General features: G+C 36.6%; 16 protein-coding genes. 4 read left to right on the forward strand and 12 right to left on the reverse strand.

Translation table 11 applies throughout. From position 1 onward, the window contains the following. Window positions 1-22 precede the first annotated feature (22 nt). Window positions 23-1,051 carry a type I glyceraldehyde-3-phosphate dehydrogenase gene (gap, locus tag IV57_RS00590; RefSeq protein ID WP_057879542.1) on the reverse strand — a complete coding sequence of 343 codons (1,029 nt, stop codon included), beginning with the start codon at window positions 1,049-1,051 and terminating at the stop codon, window positions 23-25. A 129-nt stretch (window positions 1,052-1,180) separates the two neighbouring features. Here gap and IV57_RS00595 point away from each other — a divergent pair, with 129 nt between their 5' ends. From IV57_RS00595 to IV57_RS00605, 4 genes are all read left to right on the forward strand, one after another. Then, window positions 1,181-2,026, forward strand: coding sequence for a LysR family transcriptional regulator (locus tag IV57_RS00595; RefSeq protein ID WP_057879543.1), 846 nt, complete (start codon window positions 1,181-1,183; stop codon window positions 2,024-2,026). 90 nt (window positions 2,027-2,116) lie between these two features. Beyond that, window positions 2,117-2,287, forward strand: coding sequence for a hypothetical protein (locus IV57_RS13075; RefSeq protein ID WP_157051867.1), 171 nt, complete (start codon window positions 2,117-2,119; stop codon window positions 2,285-2,287). A 155-nt stretch (window positions 2,288-2,442) separates the two neighbouring features. Then, complete coding sequence (gene uhpT / locus IV57_RS00600; RefSeq protein ID WP_057879544.1) at window positions 2,443-3,831, forward strand: hexose-6-phosphate:phosphate antiporter; 1,389 nt, start codon at window positions 2,443-2,445, stop codon at window positions 3,829-3,831. Between the two features lie 193 nt (window positions 3,832-4,024). Then, window positions 4,025-5,068: an alcohol dehydrogenase catalytic domain-containing protein gene (locus IV57_RS00605; protein WP_057879545.1), complete on the forward strand. Its 1,044-nt coding sequence runs from the start codon at window positions 4,025-4,027 to the stop codon at window positions 5,066-5,068. A 419-nt stretch (window positions 5,069-5,487) separates the two neighbouring features. Here the strand turns inward: IV57_RS00605 and IV57_RS00610 are convergent, their stop codons facing one another. From IV57_RS00610 to IV57_RS00660, 11 genes are all read right to left on the reverse strand, one after another. Continuing rightward, window positions 5,488-5,871, reverse strand: coding sequence for a VOC family protein (locus IV57_RS00610; protein WP_057879546.1), 384 nt, complete (start codon window positions 5,869-5,871; stop codon window positions 5,488-5,490). A gap of 14 nt (window positions 5,872-5,885) precedes the next feature. Then, complete coding sequence (locus tag IV57_RS00615) at window positions 5,886-6,869, reverse strand: aldose epimerase family protein (RefSeq protein ID WP_057879547.1); 984 nt, start codon at window positions 6,867-6,869, stop codon at window positions 5,886-5,888. Window positions 6,870-6,899: 30 nt separating this feature from the next. After that, window positions 6,900-7,598 carry a beta-phosphoglucomutase gene (gene pgmB / locus IV57_RS00620; RefSeq protein ID WP_057879548.1) on the reverse strand — a complete coding sequence of 233 codons (699 nt, stop codon included), beginning with the start codon at window positions 7,596-7,598 and terminating at the stop codon, window positions 6,900-6,902. Between the two features lie 64 nt (window positions 7,599-7,662). Then, window positions 7,663-9,906 carry a glycoside hydrolase family 65 protein gene (locus IV57_RS00625; protein ID WP_057879549.1) on the reverse strand — a complete coding sequence of 748 codons (2,244 nt, stop codon included), beginning with the start codon at window positions 9,904-9,906 and terminating at the stop codon, window positions 7,663-7,665. A 62-nt stretch (window positions 9,907-9,968) separates the two neighbouring features. Then, a complete protein-coding gene (locus IV57_RS00630) occupies window positions 9,969-11,072 on the reverse strand; it encodes an ABC transporter ATP-binding protein (protein WP_057879550.1) in 1,104 nt (367 codons plus the stop codon). 88 nt (window positions 11,073-11,160) lie between these two features. Then, window positions 11,161-11,817 (reverse strand): hypothetical protein, encoded by a 657-nt coding sequence (locus IV57_RS00635; RefSeq protein ID WP_057879551.1) that lies wholly within the window; start codon window positions 11,815-11,817, stop codon window positions 11,161-11,163. Between the two features lie 21 nt (window positions 11,818-11,838). Continuing rightward, window positions 11,839-12,651, reverse strand: a complete 813-nt coding sequence (locus tag IV57_RS00640) for a carbohydrate ABC transporter permease (protein ID WP_057879552.1) — start codon at window positions 12,649-12,651, stop codon at window positions 11,839-11,841. Further along, the gene (locus tag IV57_RS00645) at window positions 12,651-13,511 is read right to left on the reverse strand and encodes a carbohydrate ABC transporter permease (protein WP_057879553.1); all 861 of its coding nucleotides are present in this window, start codon (window positions 13,509-13,511) and stop codon (window positions 12,651-12,653) included. The genes IV57_RS00640 and IV57_RS00645 overlap by 1 nt, the downstream gene beginning before the upstream one ends. 24 nt (window positions 13,512-13,535) lie before the next feature. After that, window positions 13,536-14,849 (reverse strand): ABC transporter substrate-binding protein, encoded by a 1,314-nt coding sequence (locus IV57_RS00650; protein ID WP_057879554.1) that lies wholly within the window; start codon window positions 14,847-14,849, stop codon window positions 13,536-13,538. Between the two features lie 186 nt (window positions 14,850-15,035). Continuing rightward, window positions 15,036-16,331: an alpha-amylase family glycosyl hydrolase gene (locus tag IV57_RS00655; RefSeq protein WP_057879555.1), complete on the reverse strand. Its 1,296-nt coding sequence runs from the start codon at window positions 16,329-16,331 to the stop codon at window positions 15,036-15,038. A 12-nt stretch (window positions 16,332-16,343) separates the two neighbouring features. Beyond that, window positions 16,344-18,005, reverse strand: coding sequence for a glycoside hydrolase family 13 protein (locus tag IV57_RS00660; protein WP_057879556.1), 1,662 nt, complete (start codon window positions 18,003-18,005; stop codon window positions 16,344-16,346). Between the last annotated feature and the right edge of the window lie 21 nt (window positions 18,006-18,026).

The raw sequence follows: 18,026 nt of genomic DNA on the forward strand, positions 1-18,026 counted from the left end.
CTGATTTTTTTAGAAACTATTTTTAGTCTAAGCTAGCAAACTTTTCAAGTGAACGGATCATTTGAGCTGTGAAACCTGATTCATTATCATACCAAGCAACGGTTTTAACAACTTGACCAGAACCTGAACCAACGATTTGTGTTTGAGTAGGATCAAAGATTGAACCAAAGCTAGTTCCGATCACATCTGATGAAACAATTTCGTCTGCGTTGTAACCGAACGATTCACTGTTATCAGTATATTTCTTGATAGCATCATTAACTTGATCAACAGTAACTTCCTTGTCCAAAGTTGTAACTAACTCAGTTACTGATCCAGAGATAACTGGTACACGTTGAGCATGACCATCCAACTTGCCATTCAATTCAGGAATTACTAGTCCTAAGGCTTTGGCAGCACCAGTTGAATGAGGAATGATGTTTTGAGCGGCAGCACGAGCAGCACGGACATTACCGTTACGTTCTGGACCATCTTGAAGCATTTGAGTAGCTGTATAAGCATGAATAGTTGTCATTGAACCTGCTTTGATGCCAAATTCTTTGTTAACAGCATTAGCTAAAAGTGCAATACAGTTTGTTGTACATGAACCTACTGAGGCAATTTTAACATCATTAGTTAAAACATCTTCGTTAACACCATAGACAACGGTTGGCATTTGACCTGATGGTGCGGAGATCATCACACGCTTAACGCCAGCATCGAGATGGGCTTGGGCTTTTTCAGTTGATGTATAGAAGCCAGTACATTCAAGCACAATGTCAACTCCATCATTTTTGACCCATTTCAAATCTTGGGCCTGCTTTTCAGCGTAAACAGGAATTCTCTTACCATCAATAACGATGGCATCGTCTTCGTTTGAAATTGAATCGATTTTGAAATTACCATGTCCAGTATCATACTTCAATAAGTGAGCCAACATATGTGGTGATGTTAAATCATTGATTGCTACTACTTCCAAATCAGTCTTACCTTGAGTTTGTAATGTAGCAATTCTTCTAAAGGCCAAACGACCAATTCTACCAAATCCGTTAATACCAATTTTTGTTGTCATAATAAATTCCTCCTAAGTTTTTTCTTTCTCTTAACTTACAAGTACATTATATGGTCAGTCTGCTATATAATAAACTACGAGAATGAGAAAGTGGATATCTCAAATACAGATATCAAAAGAGGCTCAATTATGAATATCGATACCTTTAAAATGGTCATTGCCATTGTTCAAACTGGTAGTATCTCTGGTGCGGCACAACAGTTAGGTTATGCCCAATCTAATATTTCGGCCAAGGTCCACCAACTAGAATCTGAATTAAAAACTACTATCTTCTATCGAACTAATCGTGGTGTTGTTTTGACACCTGACGGCAAAAAATTCTACAAACGTGCCATCGAAATCGTTAATTTAACCGAAGATACTATCCACCAACTCCAAAGCCCCACTATGGTAGCTGGTGATTTACATATTGGTACTCTACAATCGGCTTCTGAATCTTATTTACCACCAATTTTAGTCAAATATCATCACAAGTTCCCACGAGTCAAGTTGGCCATCGCCACTGGTAATCCTTTGGAAAACATTCATCAAGTTTTGAATTATGAATTAGATGGTGCCGTTGTTGGTGAAAACGTCGATGAATCCGAATTAGAATCAATTCCCTTAACTACCGAAGAGTTGTGCCTAGTATCAGCTAGTCCAGAAATTCCCGATTTAGATCACACACCATTCTTGGTCTTTTCACCCGGTTGTATTTATCGTGAAGTAGCTGAGGACTGGTTGAAGTCCTTGAATAAAACCATGCACCATCCCATTGAATTTAATTATTTAGACGGAATCATGGCCAGTGTTTGTGCTGGCCTTGGTATCGGGATTGTCCCTAAACATAAAGCAGAATTGTTTGCGAAAGAAAAGCTAGTCTATATGACCGAATTACCAAAAGAATTCTCTTCGATTCAGTTATCATTTATTTATCGCAAAGATTATGTTATTAATCGTCCTTTCTCTGAATTTGTTAATGTGTTACAAAAATAATCAAATCCAACTTGTCTAGCCTATAAATTTGTTTACTTCCCTTTGATGACTTACATTTAAGAAAAAAAGAAATTATTGGAGATGTTGAGCATGATTAGGGAATTTGATATCTTTTCTAAATTAATTGCTGGTCTTTTATTAATCAGCAACTTATATTTTTGGATATTTAAACGAGAATTTAATCTACCATTAATTATTGCAACTTTGATCCTAGTTGTAATCTACTTTATCATGAAAAAGAAACTATCAAAAAACTCGTAATTGGTTTTTAAATCAATTACGAGTTTTTTTATGCCAAATATAAATTTTTCTTGTTATCGAACCGGTTCGATAGACTATATTTAAAGTGATTAGTTATTTAATTTTTTATATGAATATTTAATTAATCAACAATTTTATTATTGGGGGATGTTTTTATGTTGCACTATTTCGACTTAAAACGACCAGCTAAAATTGGACTTTCAATTGATCAACAGAAACAACGTTGGTTAAGAGAATTTCTAAAATCGTTCCTGGTTGTTTTCTTTGTTTATTTCTGTATGTATTTGATTCGTAACAACCTATCAGCGGCTCAACCACTTTTAGTTAAGCAAGGTATATCGACAACTGCCTTAGGTTGGATCGGTTATGGCTTTTCATTAACCTACGGAATTGGTAAAACAGTTCTTGGTTATGTAGTTGATGGTAAGAATACCAAACGATTCATGTCATTTCTTTTGATCTTAGCTGCTTTCATGACTTTGGTCATTGGTATGGCTTTGTTGATGAATCAAGCTCCAGTTGGTTTGATCCTAGTTCTTTGGTCATTAAATGGACTATTTCAATCACCTGGTGGTTCAGCTTCACTTTCAACCATTTCTCGTTGGACAACTACAACTTCACGTGGTCGTTACATCGGAATTTGGAATATTTCTCACGAATTTGGTGGTGCCGTTGCTGGTGTGATTGCCCTTTGGGGTGCCAATCACTTATTCGCTGGTAACGTCGGTGGTATGTTTATTTTTCCTGCTATTATTGGTTTGATTGTTGGTTTCTGGGGATTATTCTTCGGTGCTGATGATCCACAAGAACTTGGTTGGGATCCTAGTGAAGTTATCTTTGGTGAAAAAGTTTCCAAGGCTGATGAAACTGCTTCTCAAATGAGTAAATGGACTATCTTTAAAACTTTTGTTATGAAAAGTCCATGGGTTTGGTTACTATGTGTCGCTAACGTCTTTGTCTATGTGGTTAGAATTGGTATTGTTAACTGGGCTCCACTTTATACCGTACAACAACTACACTTTACCGTAGCTCAAGGTGCCAACACACTATTATTGTTCCAATTAGGTGGAATTATCGGTAGTGTTGTTTGGGGCTGGTTCTCAGACTTTCTAAAAGGCCGTCGAGCTGTGGTATCAATTCTTTGTTTAGCTTTGACAGCTGTCGTTGTTCTTGGTTATCGTTATGGTACTACACCAATGATGATCAATACTTCCCTCTTCTTCTTAGGTATGTTGATCTACGGACCACAATTATTGATTGGTGTTTCAGTTATTAGTTTTGTACCTAAGAGTGCTTTGAACGTTTCTGATGGTATGACTGGTACCTTTGCTTATATCTTAGGTGACTTAGTTGCTCAAGTAGGATTCGCTGCCATTGCTGATCCCAAGGCTAACGGTCTTTCAATTTTTGGTACAACTTTACACGGTTGGAACGATACTTTCATCGTCTTCTATATTGCGGTTGTCTTGAGTATCATTGTCTTAGCAATTATTGCAGTTGGCGAAGAGAAACGTATTCGTCAACAACTAGCTACTAGAAAATAATCTTTAATTATAATCAAAAATAAATCGTATTAACTAGAAATCATAGTTAGTACGATTTTTTTATTATCAATCGAAGCAGATTTAAAAATATTTAATCTATAAAAATAACTATACATTTCTAATATCTTTTCACTTATTAACTGTCCAATGCCTTATAATTTAAGTAATAACTTGTGAAAGAGGGTATTTTTTTATGAAAGCAGCAGTATTTGAAAAAGCTGGTTTAATGAAAGTTGAAGATGTTGATAAACCAACAATTCAAGCTCCTGATGACGTTTTGATCAAAGTTGTCCGTGCTTGTGTCTGTGGTTCAGATCTCTGGTCATATCGTGATTTTGAAGAAAAAGCCGCCCATTCTGAAAATAATGGTCACGAAGCTATCGGTATCGTTGAAGCAGTCGGTGATGACATTACCACTGTTAAACCAGGTGACTTCGTCATTGCTCCATTTACTCACGGCTGTGGTCACTGTCCTGCCTGTTTAGCCGGATTTGATGGTGATTGTCAATCACACACTGATAACTTCAGTAACGGCAATCAAGCCGAATATATCAGATTCCAACATGGTCAATGGGCTTTAGTTAAAGTTCCTGGTCAACCAAGTGATTACAGCGAAGGTATGCTCAAATCACTCTTAACTTTGGCTGATGTTATGGCTACTGGTTACCATGCTGCCAAGGTTGCTAACGTTAAACCTGGCGATACCGTGGTTGTTATGGGTGATGGTGCCGTTGGTCTTTGTGGTGTTATTGCTGCTAAATTAATGGGTGCAAAAAAGATTATTTCAACTAGTCGCCACCCTGACCGTCAAGCTCTAGCACAAGAATTTGGTGCAACTGATAACGTCGCCGTTCGTGGTGATGATGCCATTAAAGAAATCATGGCTTTAACTAATCATTCTGGTGCTGATGCTGTCCTTGAATGTGTCGGAACTGAATTATCAACTGTTACTGCCTTACAAGCTGGACGTCCTGGTTCAATCGTTGGACGTGTTGGTTTACCACACACTGGTAAAATGGATGTCGCAGAATCATTCGGCAAGAATGTTTCTCTAGCTGGTGGTCCTGCTTCCGTTACTACTTATGATAAAGAATTACTTCTCAAAGCTGTCTTAGATGGTAAGATCAACCCTGGTAAGGTCTTTACTAAGAGCTTCTCACTTGATCAAATCAATGACGCTTATCAAGAAATGGCTGATCGTAAGGTCATCAAATCAATAATCGTGGTTAGTAAATAATTAAATGTTTGGTTCACTGCCGCCTTCCACAAAAAGCAAAATTTGGCTGGAACGTGTTGGGCACGATTTGGAGCCCTACGGTCTTCAAACTCGGCCTTGTTCTAAGTGGGTTCCCCACTAAGAACAACTTCAACACTGAGTCAATTTTGCTTTTTGTTCCAGGCTAGATTTTTGTTAAAATATACTATTAGAAATAGTTGAAAGCTTAATAGTTTTTTGTCAAAGACCCTCTATATTAATTGGTTGAGTATGTGTTTCCGATTAATATAGAGGGTCTATTTTTTATTATTATCTAAATTTGAAATATAAAAAAACTCTCTATACATATTGAGCTATACGGAAATTAACCCAATAAATACAGAGAGCTTATTATTATTAATCCATTTTTGTGGAAGACGGCAGTGAACTACCAACAAGAATCAAACCGTCAATTCGATTTGATTGCCTTCTGGATCACAAACAACACTTTCATAATAGCCATCCCCAGTAGTTCTAGGACCACTCAGATGTTTGTAACCGGCAGCATCAATCTCCTTAGTTAGATCATCCACTTTATCTTTAGATCCAAGTGACATCGCAATGTGCATATAACCTAACGGATAACCGGTTTCATGATGTTTATTCAAATCTTCTCTAGAACCAACTTCTAATCTCGCACCATCTGGAAAAGTTAGAAACACAGACGAAAAAGTTGTAACCGGATTATGATATTTTTCCGATGATGTAGCATCAAAAAATGTCTCATAAAATTCAACTGTCCGCTCGATATTCCTGACAAATAGACCGACGTGTTCAATCCTCATAGAATCCCTCTAATCTACAATTTACGATATTTGTATTTATTGGTATAACTAACTCTTTGGCCTTTATTCAAAACTGTTTCGCCAAAATCTTTTTGATTAATAGCATCAGGTAATGTCTGCATTTCCATAGCTAAAGAATCATAGTCATATTGACTAGCTTTTTGTGAATCTTTAGGATTAGCTGTAAAAATAATCAATCCATTACGATCAGTATATAAATCCACTGCTCGCTGATCATTTTTGATTGTAGCGGCTTTGTCACCGACTACAAAAGCATCATCATATTCAAACTTATCCATTGGCTTTAATTGCTTCAAGCCTTGACCAATCTTCTTAAAATTCTTGAAGTCATAAGCATTGGTTGTAGCCAATAATTTACCAGTTGGTATCTTCTCATCATCAACGTCTAAAAAGCGCTTAGCATTGATTTGTAGCTGTTGCTGGCGAATATTTCCTTCACCAACATCAAAGTAAACATGACAAGTTGGATTAAACAACGTATCGTGATTAGTTCTGGCCGTATAAGTAATAGCAACCTCGTCATCATCGTTTAGACTATAGCGAACCTTAACCTTCAACTTACCACCAAAACCATCTTCACCATCGACAACATGACTAAAGATGACTGAATTGTCAGAATCAATTTCTGCATCAAAATTTTGATACTGCAAGCCATTGTTACCACCATGCAGTAAATTTTGACCATCATTTGGCTTCAACTGATAATTAACATCATTGATAGTAAAATGGGCTTTATTAATTCGACCAGCGACACGCCCAATCGTCTTACCCACTTGATATGGTGTCTGAATATAATCAGTCAAATTATCAAAATGTTCGATCAACGGATGTTTTTGACCATCCTCAATCACTTCAAAATTTTGCCAAGTAGCAGCATAACTTAAAACACTGATACTAGTTTGATTACTATTAGTTATTTTGTACAGGTTCACTGATTTATCATCAGTTTCCCCAAATTTTGTTTTTGAAACTACCATACATTTACCTACTTCTGTGTCTCAAATATCTTAATCAGTTGCAATAGAATCGGACATCTGATCCATAGCCTTCTTAATATTTTCAAGTGTTACTTCTGAAGTATCATTGAAGTTAATATCAGCTTCATGAAGAATTTTTGGATCTCCAATTCCAACAGATGTTTCACCTGATCCATTAATAGCTTTAACACCAGCAACGGCATCCTCTAATCCAACACACTCTTCAGGTTTGAGATTCAAGATTTCAGCCCCACGAGTATAAATTTCTGGATCTGGTTTACCATGTTTTAGAGTGACTGGATCAACCCGTTCATTAAAGTACTTAGCTAAATCTAATTTTTCCAAAACTCGTGGTGAGTTTTTAGAAGACGAAGCCAATGAGATCAAATAATGATGATCAGCAATATCTTTAATAAATTCACCCATACCTGGTAAAATTACGGATTTATCTAATGATTCTAGTAGTTTCAAATAATTATCATTTTTCTCTGCAGCATATTTAATTTTTTCATCTTCTGTATAGTCGTTCTCTTTACCACCATACTTTAAGATCAGATTCAACGAATCCATTCTACCAACACCTTTTAGTTGGTTTCCTAGGTCCTCAGTCCAAGTAACGTCTAATTCATCAGCCAATTGATGCCATGCTTGGGCATGATAAGCCGATGTATTAGCAATTACTCCATCTAAATCAAATACAAATCCTTTGATCTGTTCGAATTTAACCATATTAGTTAGCTCCTTTGATTAAAAAGATGCCTGAATTATATATCCAGACACCCTTATTTTACAATTATTTAAGCATAAGTGATTTATCATAAACTTTAATTTCAAGTGGTTCACCAGAAACAAGTTCAAAGTGTGGTCCGTCTTCTTGAACCGAAATTTCGATCACACGTCCTCTGAATACCTGTCTGAATGAATAGCTATTCCATTTCTTAGGTAAGAATGGTTTATAGCTCAATGTCCCATCGTCATGGACACGCATTCCTGCAAATCCTTGAACCATAGCAAGCCAGCCACCGGTCATTGAAGTGATATGTAAACCATCTGCGGTGTCATTATTATAATTGTCTAAGTCTAGTCTAGCGGTTCTTTCATATAATGCAACCGCTTTCTTTTCGTAGTGCAAATCAGCTGCTAAAACAGCATGAATTGCAGGTGAAAGACTTGACTCATGAACTGTTAATGGCTCGTAGAAATCAAAATTACGTTTCTTTTCACGTTCAGTAAAATCATCCATGAAGTCCCAGATTCCTTGAAGGACATCACCTTGTTTGATATATGGTGAACGAAGAATTTTATCCCATGACCAATGTTGATTGATTGGCAATTGATCCTTTGGAATTGCACTAACTGGTTCAAGATCTTTATCTAAAAAGCCATCATGTTGAACAAAAATTCCAAGATCTTCATCAAATGGTAAATACATTTTGTCTACAATATCTTGCCACTGTTTCATTTCAGTTTCAGTAACATTCAGCTTGGCGAATTGCTCTGGTGATACTTCACCTAAGATCTCCAAGGTATATTTCAAAGTCCAACGAGCTAAGAAATTAGTATACCAATTGTTGTCGACATTATTTTCATATTCATCTGGTCCAGTAACACCGTGAATCATATATTGACCGTTACGCTTACTGAAGTGAACTCGATCTTGCCAGAAACGTGACATTTCCGTTAAAATCTTGCTACCCTCGTTGAGAACGAATGACTTATCACCCGTGTATCTAGTGTAATTATAGATTGCAAAAGCGATATCACCGTTACGATGAATTTCTTCAAAAGTGATTTCCCACTCGTTATGACATTCAATTCCATTGAACGTTACCATTGGGTACAAAGCACCCTTTAATCCCTGCTCTTGGGCATTAACATAGGCACCCTTCAATTGATTGTAACGATACATCAATAGATTTCTGGATACTTCTGGCTTAGAAACTCCTAAGTAAACTGGAATACAGAAAGCTTCAGTGTCCCAATAAGTTGCCCCACCGTATTTCTCACCAGTGAAACCTTTTGGTCCGATATTAAGTCGTGAATCTTCGCCAGAATAAGTCGTAAATAATCCAAAGAGATTAAAACGCATCCCTTGTTGAGCATCAACATCGCCATCAATTTTAATATCCGATTGATTCCAACGCTGTGCCCAGACGTTACTATGAGCTTCAAATAAGTCATCATAGGAAACCTTTGCTACTTTGGCTGTAATACCTTCCATAGCATCACGTAGTTCAGCAACTGAATCATAATCACGCGATGTTACTACTGTAACTCGTTTTTCCAATTCAGCAATTTCTTGAGGTTTTAATGTGCTAGTAAAAGTCTGACTAGTTTCCAAATCAGTAACTTGTTGATCAGTCTTTTTCATATCAGTGACATAATTCACTTGCATACCTGAAGTAAATCTTGGTGTACCAAAATCATTTGGTTTAGTTTCGGCAATAATACTGTCATCGTTGATTTCCAAAACGTTCCAAAATCTTTCGTCATAATTGGCATCTTCGTTTTTAACATCTGCATCAAGAGCAGAAATAACTTGAATATCAACTGGTTGATCAGAAATATTTTCAAAACTAACTTTTTGAACTGATAGTTCCTTTTGAGCTACACTCAAGAATCTTGTAAAGCTAAATTTAACTTTACTACCATCTTTTTCAACAACAAACGACCGATTCAAAGTAGCGTTTTTCATATTTAAATCTAATGTAAATTCACTAATTATATCTTTATTAAGGTCAAGTTTTGAACCATTGATCAAGAAGTTCATTTTAATAAAATTAACCGCATTGATGACTTTTCCAAAATACTTAGGATAGCCATTCTTCCACCAACCAACACGAGTCTTATCAGGGTACCAAATGCCTGCCAAATAAATTCCGGCCAGACTGTCACCTGTGTAATCTTCTTCAAAATTACCTCTCATACCCATGTAGCCATTACCCATACTTGTTAAACTCTCTTGGAGTCTTTTGTTATCTTTATCCAATTTGTGGGTCACAACGTCCCAAGGATTTACTTCAAAAATTCTTTGCATTAAGTACACCTCCTATAAAAAAAGGTAATTAGGTAAAAATACCTAATTACCTTTGATAATCCCTAAAGAATTGTTTCGTCTGTATCTTTGTCAAAATAATGTGCCTTTGTCATTTCAAAAGCCATTTGAACATCGTCACCAGGTTTATGATGATCACGTGAGTCAACCTTCGCAATAAAGTCAGTTCCTCCGACTTGTGAGTAAAGGATTGATTCAGCACCTAGTAATTCTGAAACTTGAATATTAGCATTAATTACAGCATCAGGGAAAGCTTGAATTGCAACCTCTTCGGCATGAACGTCTTCAGGACGAATACCAAATGTGAGTTCCTTACCAACATAACCCGCCTTTTCAAGCACCTTATATTGACCTTCAGGAACAGCAATGTTCAAACCTTGATCATTAACAATTTTACCGCCTTCAAGTTTAACATCGAAGAAGTTAGTAGCTGGTGAACCGATAAATCCGGCAACAAACTTGTTTGTAGGTTTGCTGTAAAGTTCAGCTGGCGTACCAACTTGTTGGATTTTACCGTCATTCATGATGACGATTCGATCGGCCATAGTCATGGCTTCAACTTGATCATGGGTAACATAGATGAAATTACGTCCTAAACGTTGGTGCAATTGAGCAATTTCCGTCCGCATTTGGACTCTCAATTTAGCATCCAAGTTTGACAATGGCTCATCAAGTAGGAATAAATTGGCATCACGGACGATAGCACGACCTAAAGCAACACGTTGTCTTTGACCACCTGACAAGGCTGCTGGTTTACGTTTCAAGTAAGGAGTCAATCCTAGAATCTGAGCGGCGTTGTCAACTCGTTTCTTAGTATCTTCCTTGTCATTTTTACGAATATTTAAACCAAAAGCCATGTTATCAAAGACTGACATATGTGGATACAAAGCATAATTTTGGAAAACCATCGCGATATCACGATCTTTTGGTGATACCTCATTCATGACTTTGTCATCCATTTTAAAGTCACCTTTTGATATATCTTCCAAGCCCGCTATCATACGTAATGTGGTGGATTTACCACATCCGGAAGGTCCAACGAAGACAATGAATTCACCATCTTTAATGTCCAGGTTGAAATCACTAACTGAATAGTCAGTATTACCTTGATAGCGTTTGTAAATGTGTTCCAAGTTTATTTTAACCATTTTTAACGCTCCTTTTAATTTTTGACTTCCAGTTAACTAATAAGTTTAATCTTACTAATCAATCTAGATGTGTCCACCACACCCAAAGTCAATCCTTTTTAGCTACTTGACCACCAAGCAATCTGTATGAAAGATATGTTGGTAATGAAACACTACAGATCACACTTAGAAAAGCCAGTTGCAAAACGAAATTCATCAATATCAAGATTGAAAATACTATTACTGAAAGAATAAGTGGAAAGGGTTTTTCAACAAATAATGTCAAAATATTTTCATATTTTCCAGTTGCTATTTGAAAACTTGTGGCAACCAATACCATGCAGTATACAAAGGTAAAAATCAAAACTGCCATATGCCATTGTGGATCACCAACAGTGAATTTATTTAATAGAATAAACATACTTGCTAACAAACCTAATCCGAAGTTAAGCCGATAGTTCTTCAAAAAATCGAACCACTTTTTAAAAAAGTATTTGAAGAAACCTACACTCCCATTGACCTGCCACTCTTGAACTGATGCAAAACTCGCGATTAATCCAGGAATAGTAAAGACTGAGATCATTAACCAAAGAATAAATAACACAATATTATATATCATTGAAAATTTTAGATTGAACAAGATTATCGCGGTCAAGATAACCGAAAAGTTAATCAGGAAAAAGGCGAAGTTGATGGTAAATAATGACATCAGCCAATTGCCACTCGCTATCAGTCGTTGTCCATTTTTAGATTTCAAATTGATCACAATAACTAGTCCTCTCTTTAATTATTTAACCGCACCATCGGTAACACCCTTGATGATCCACTTTTGTGCAAATAGATAAAAGAGAATTACGGGGATGATTGATAGAGTGATACCAGCTAAGGCCAAGTGCCATTGCTTTGTATACTCACCGAAGAAGTTGAACATTTGTAGTGGAATTGTATATTGCGCTTGTGGCAAGACAAGTGATGGCAATAGATAATCATTCCAGATAGCAATGATATTCAAAATTGCAACGGTAACCGTGATGGGACTGAGCATTGGAAAAATGACTTTCGTAAAGATCTGCCAGCGACTAGCGCCTTCGATCTCAGCTGATTCATCCATCGCAATGGGAATACTTGATAATGTACCTTGATATAGGAAGACTGACAAACTACAGTCAAAACCAACATACATGATAACAAGTCCCCACATATTTAGAAAATGTACAGCACCAAAGTTAGCCGTCAAAGGAATCATAACTGATTGGAATGGAATCAACATGGCTGAAATGAACAACATGAGAAGTCCACCACTCAATTTACTATGGTTTCTTTGGAGTGCGTAGGCTGCCATTGATGAAGCTAAGATAATGAGCAACACAGCACAAACTGTGATAATTAGTGAATTAGTCAATGAACCGATAAAGTTCAAAGCCTTGAAGGAATTGACATAGTTATCACCAGTACTAGGATGTGGAAATGAGAGAACTGATGCGAAGATCCCTTTTGGTGTCTTAAACGAATTGGTTAGAATTAAGTAAAATGGGAATAACCATAGGATACCAAGCAAGATTCCAACAATACCTAAAGTAGTTCTACCTTTTTTACCCATTAGAGATCCTCCTCTCTCTTACGGTTATAAGCAACTTGGATCAAAGAAATAGCTGCAACGATGACGAAGAACACGATAGCCTTAGCTTCTGATAAGGCGAAGTTACCAGAGTTATAAGCAGTATTAACAATATCCATTGCTAACATTTGTGTTGAATTGTAAGGTCCACCATTTGTTAATGACAAGTTTTGGTCATAAATCTTAAAACCGTTTGATAATGTTAAAAACATACATACTGTGAATGCCGGAGCAATCATTGGGAACGTGATCTTAGTGAAACGTTGCCATGCTGAAGCTCCATCAATTTTAGCAGCTTCAATGATTTCATTAGGAATATTTTGTAAGTAGGCAATGTAGATGATCATGATATAACCACTCATTTGCCATACTGTAACGATTACTAATCCCCAAAAACCAGTTGTTTCATTAGTCAACCAGTTTTGTAGCCAATCCATGTGTAAAGCATTACCTAAGGCTTGGAAACCTTGAGTAAAAATGAATTGCCAGATGAAACCTAAAATCAAACCACCAATCATATTTGGCATAAAGAAGATAGTACGTAGAAAATTATTTCCCTTGAATTTTTGTGTAACTAATAATGCTAATCCCAAGCCTATTACGTTCAGCATAATGACAGTGACAATTACAAACCCCACTGTAAACCAAAAGGCGTTAAGAAACGCCTTATCTTGGAACAATGTTATGTAATTTTGAAATCCGACCATTTTGGTAAATGTTAAACCGTCCCAGTTGGTAAATGAATAAAACAAACCTTCAAGTACCGGAATAAATACTACCAATGCTAACGCAACGAGGGTTGGTGTTAAAAACAACCAAAACGAAAGACTTCTATTTTTCATATTCATTGCCCTCTTTTGTTACTACTAATTATTAGCTGATTTTTGTTGTTTTGCCCAACCATCAGTCATATTTTGAACTGTCTTATCCCAGCTTTGTTTGCCTGATAAGTACTTTTGTAGATTTGGTTGTGCTACATCTGGATCCCATGAAGTACCTGTATATCCTGGGAATGCCCAGCCTGTTGTTTGATGTTCTTGTGAGTATTTGAAGACTACTGATGTCAAAGGATCTTTCATCTTGTAGTTATCATAACCCTTGTATGCAGGAACAAAGTGCAATGTATCAACAACATCCTTCTTACCAGCCTTAGATGTGTACATCCAGTCTAAGAAGTTCTTAGCAGCTTTTTGTTCTGCAGTTGATTTTTGGCTATTAACAGCCCAGTACAATGATGTACCAACTGGTAATTTACCTTCTTGACCAGGTACTGGAATAGGAATCATACCGATATCGTTTTTAGCAAAGTTCTTATCAATACCTTCAACTGTTGGATAAATCCAGTCACCTTGTTGAATCATAGCGGCTTTTCCTTGTGAGAAGTATTGATTAACTTGTGCTGAATAATCCATTTGCATAACTGGCTTGATTGAGTAATCTTTTTCCATATCAAGCATAGTCTTCATATCAGCATTCTTTGAGAATTTCATTGTTTTTGACTTGTAAAGCTTTTGAGCGTTTCCATCGTAATCTTGAGCAAGGTATAGGTTAGCCAAGTGATCTGACATAATCCATGCTTCCTTACCAGGTAATGCGAAGACTCCCTTAATACCTAATTGATCCTTTTGTGAATCCAATTGTTTAACAGCAGCATCCAATTTATCAACTGTTGTTAAGCTTTCTGGATCGATTCCAGCCTTTTCAAAGACCTTCTTGTTATAAACAAATCCATAACCTTCAACGTTAAATGGTAATCCAACTGTTTTACCTTGATCACTCTTTACAGCGTCCAAAGTTCCAGGTTGTGCTGCCTTAGCAGCCTTTGTATCTGATAAATCTGCTTCATGTGCTTTGAATTGTTTAACATCAGCAGGACCAGCTAAACTGAAAATTGTTGGTGCATTACCTGATGAAATTCTTGTCTTCAAAATTGGATCATATTGAGTACCACCACCAATTGATGTAACTTCAATCTTTACATTTGGATGGCTCTTTTCATACTCTTTCGCAATTTGCTTAAATTGCTTATTATTCTCAACCTTTCCTTGAAGAATTGTAATCTTAACATCCTTACCTGAGGATGAACTATTGCTGCAGGCTGCCAACATAAATGCTGCACCGGCTGCCAAAGCAACAACTCCAACGCTTTTACCTAAACGCTTCCAGAAGTTCTTCTTCATTACCAAAGCCCCCTATAAAAATAATAATTTCTTTATTACGATTCCCATTATTATGCGAAAACGCCTTCATTGCAACCGTTTTCAGGATGTTACCGATAACAGGTTTTGAAATACAAATAAAATTGCATTAAAAAAAGAACCAAATCCACTTACGGATCAGTTCTCATTATCCTGTTATAAATCCCCTTAAGCGTTTGTCTTTCCTTGAATCACGATTGGTTCATAATCGACCATTAAAATACCATCTTCGACCTTAACCAACGAGTTATTAATCATATTAGTGTAATTGTCACTTGACAAAGCTACTGGCACCTCACCCGACATCCCTTTAAGACTAAATAAACCAACTCGAATGATCTCGCCTAAACGATAAGTCACTTCAACAATATCATTCTCAAGTGCTGTTACTTTGTAAGTCCCGGAAACTTCAATATCGCTTTGACTTAACTGATGCATTCTCAAAATCAGAGCGCTAAGATCCATCTGTTGCGACTTCCAATCTAATTTATCCTTATCGAATAAACTAGGTGTCTTTTTGAAACCAGCCTCTTGGCCTGCATAAACCAACGTTGAACCCTTTTGGAATTCAGAGAAGGCTGTCCAGTTGAACAAATCATTTTCATTAATAAATAGACTGTGTGCCCGTGGTTGATCGTGGTTTTCCAAGGCTCGCATCTTAATATAATTTTTAGGGTAAATAACTCCTTGTGTGTTCAGAGCTTCAACATATTTCTTCAATGGAATATCGCCATTAACATACGTCCGCCATGTTTGATCAATATCATAGTCATACGTCATGTCAAAAGCACTGTATAATTCGGCATCAGAAGAAACGTGATAGCCTTTTTCACCCAGACTCTGGATATAATCCTTACTTGTTGATTCTGCTAACCAAACGGTCTTAGGATTGACTTTGGCAACTTCCTTACGTGCTTCCTTCCAGAATTCGATAGGAACTTGCGGCGCTACATCACATCTAAAACCATCAACTATTTTAGCAAATCGTTTTAAGGTTGTAATTTGATAGTTCCACAATGCCTTGTGTGAATAATCTAATTCGGCAACATCAGTCCATTCGGGGTTCTTATTCAACAGCTTTCCATCTTTATCATGTAAAAACCACTCTGGATGAACCTGTAAAAGAACGGAATCACGAGAAGTATGATTATAGACAATATCCAACATAACTTTCATACCATGATCATGAATTGCTTCAACCAATTTCAAAAAGTCTTGCCAAGTACCCAATTTTGGATCTACGGCTCGGTAATCTTTCACAGAATATGGTGAACCCTCTTTACCCTTACGATCTTTTTTGCCGATAGGATAAATGGGCATTAACCAAATACAATCGGTTCCCAATTGTTTGATTCGTTCCAGGTCTGGTTCAATCGCCTTTAGAGTACCCTTCTTAGTATGATTTCTGACAAAGATACAATATATTTGTGCCTTTCTTAATTTGATATCTGTTTGACTTGCCATAATTACACCCCTCTATGATTTTGATTCAAAAGCACAACAATCCCATGGTTCCAGCTTTACAACTCCATCAATTATCCTAACTGTTGTATTTGCTAAAACACTCTTCCAATTCGCCTTAGGCAATTGAAAGCTCTTCTCTTGATCAGAAAAGTTAGCAACCACTAGTCCCTTATGATCACTGGCCTTTCTTAAATAAGCATAAATTTCTGGATTGGTAATCAATAATTGATAATTACCATTTGTAAAACAATCGTGCTTCTTGATTTTCAAAAGCTCTCCATAGAACATCATAATACTATTAGCCTTATTTAACTCTCTATTAACGCTTGTTTCATCCGTTTTAGCCCAATTCCAAGGTTCTTGCGTCGAAAAACCATGAAACTTGGAATTGTCCCATTGCATTGGACCACGTGCAGTCATTTCATCTTGATCATTCAATAACTTCAGAATGGTTGGATCATCAAAAGATTTTTGACGTAAATTGGTAATCAAATCGAGCGCTCTTTGATCATTAAAATCAGTAACTTTTTGATATTTTAATCCATGCATTCCAATCTCTTCACCATAATAAACGATGGGAATACCACGTTGCAAAAATAACATCATTGCTAAAAGTTTCATTACTTTATCATTTTCTACGGGAAGATTCAGGCGATCCAAAACACGACTAATGTCATGATTCCCCCAAGTCAAGGTTGGTAAACTAACGTCATCTAAAATGCTTTCCCAAGTCACATATGTTTGCTTAAGTGAATTGAGCGATAGTTTTCTAGGTTGAAAGAACCTGGGGATATTGGGATCACTGCTATCAAAATTCTCACCGAAATTATCTGAATTAACTACTACATCACAAACGTTCTCATCCTTACGAGTATACTCAGCTGCATCTCGAGCTTTTGCAGAAGAGGCCTCACCAAATAAAAAAGTGTCCGGTTTAAAAGCTTTGATTTCTTTCACAAATCCCGCCAAATAATCTTTAACGGCCGGTAATTTGGCATAGAAGGTATCATCGATTGGAAACTTTTCATCTTGAATTAAAGAATTCTGCTCCAAGTTTGCCTTAGCAATATGAATAAAAGCATCTAATCGAAAACCATCAACCCCTTTATCCAGCCAAAATTTGGCGATATCAGCCATTGATTTTTGAACTTCGGGATTTCTCCAATTCAAATCCGGCATTCGCTTATCAAATAAATGAAAATAATATTCCTCAGTATTATGGGGATTTTTAGCCCAAACACTACCACCAAAGAAGGAGCCCCAATTATTTGGTTCGTGACCAGCAACTTGTTGATGCCAAATATAATAATCCTTAAAAATGCTATTGGCATTATTCACTGCATCTTTAAACCAAGGATGTTGATCAGATGTATGATTTATCGGCAGATCCAATATAATATGTAGTCCCAAACGATGAGCTTTCTCAATCAGCTCTGAAAAGTCATTCGTATCCCCTAAAACCGGATCAATGGCGAAATAATTAGATACATCATATCCATTATCAACTTGTGGTGAAACAAATATTGGATTTAACCAGATCGTATTAAAACCCAGGTCTTTAACATATCTTAAACGGTTAATTACTCCCCTAAGATCCCCGATACCATCATCATTGGTGTCCTGAAAACTTTTGGGGTAAATTTGATAAATAATTGCTTGATCATACCAATTCACGACAGTTCCCCCTTTTGTAAG

Source organism: Companilactobacillus kimchiensis (assembly GCF_001438805.1).
In the GTDB taxonomy this organism is placed as follows: Bacteria; Bacillota; Bacilli; order Lactobacillales; family Lactobacillaceae; genus Companilactobacillus; species Companilactobacillus kimchiensis.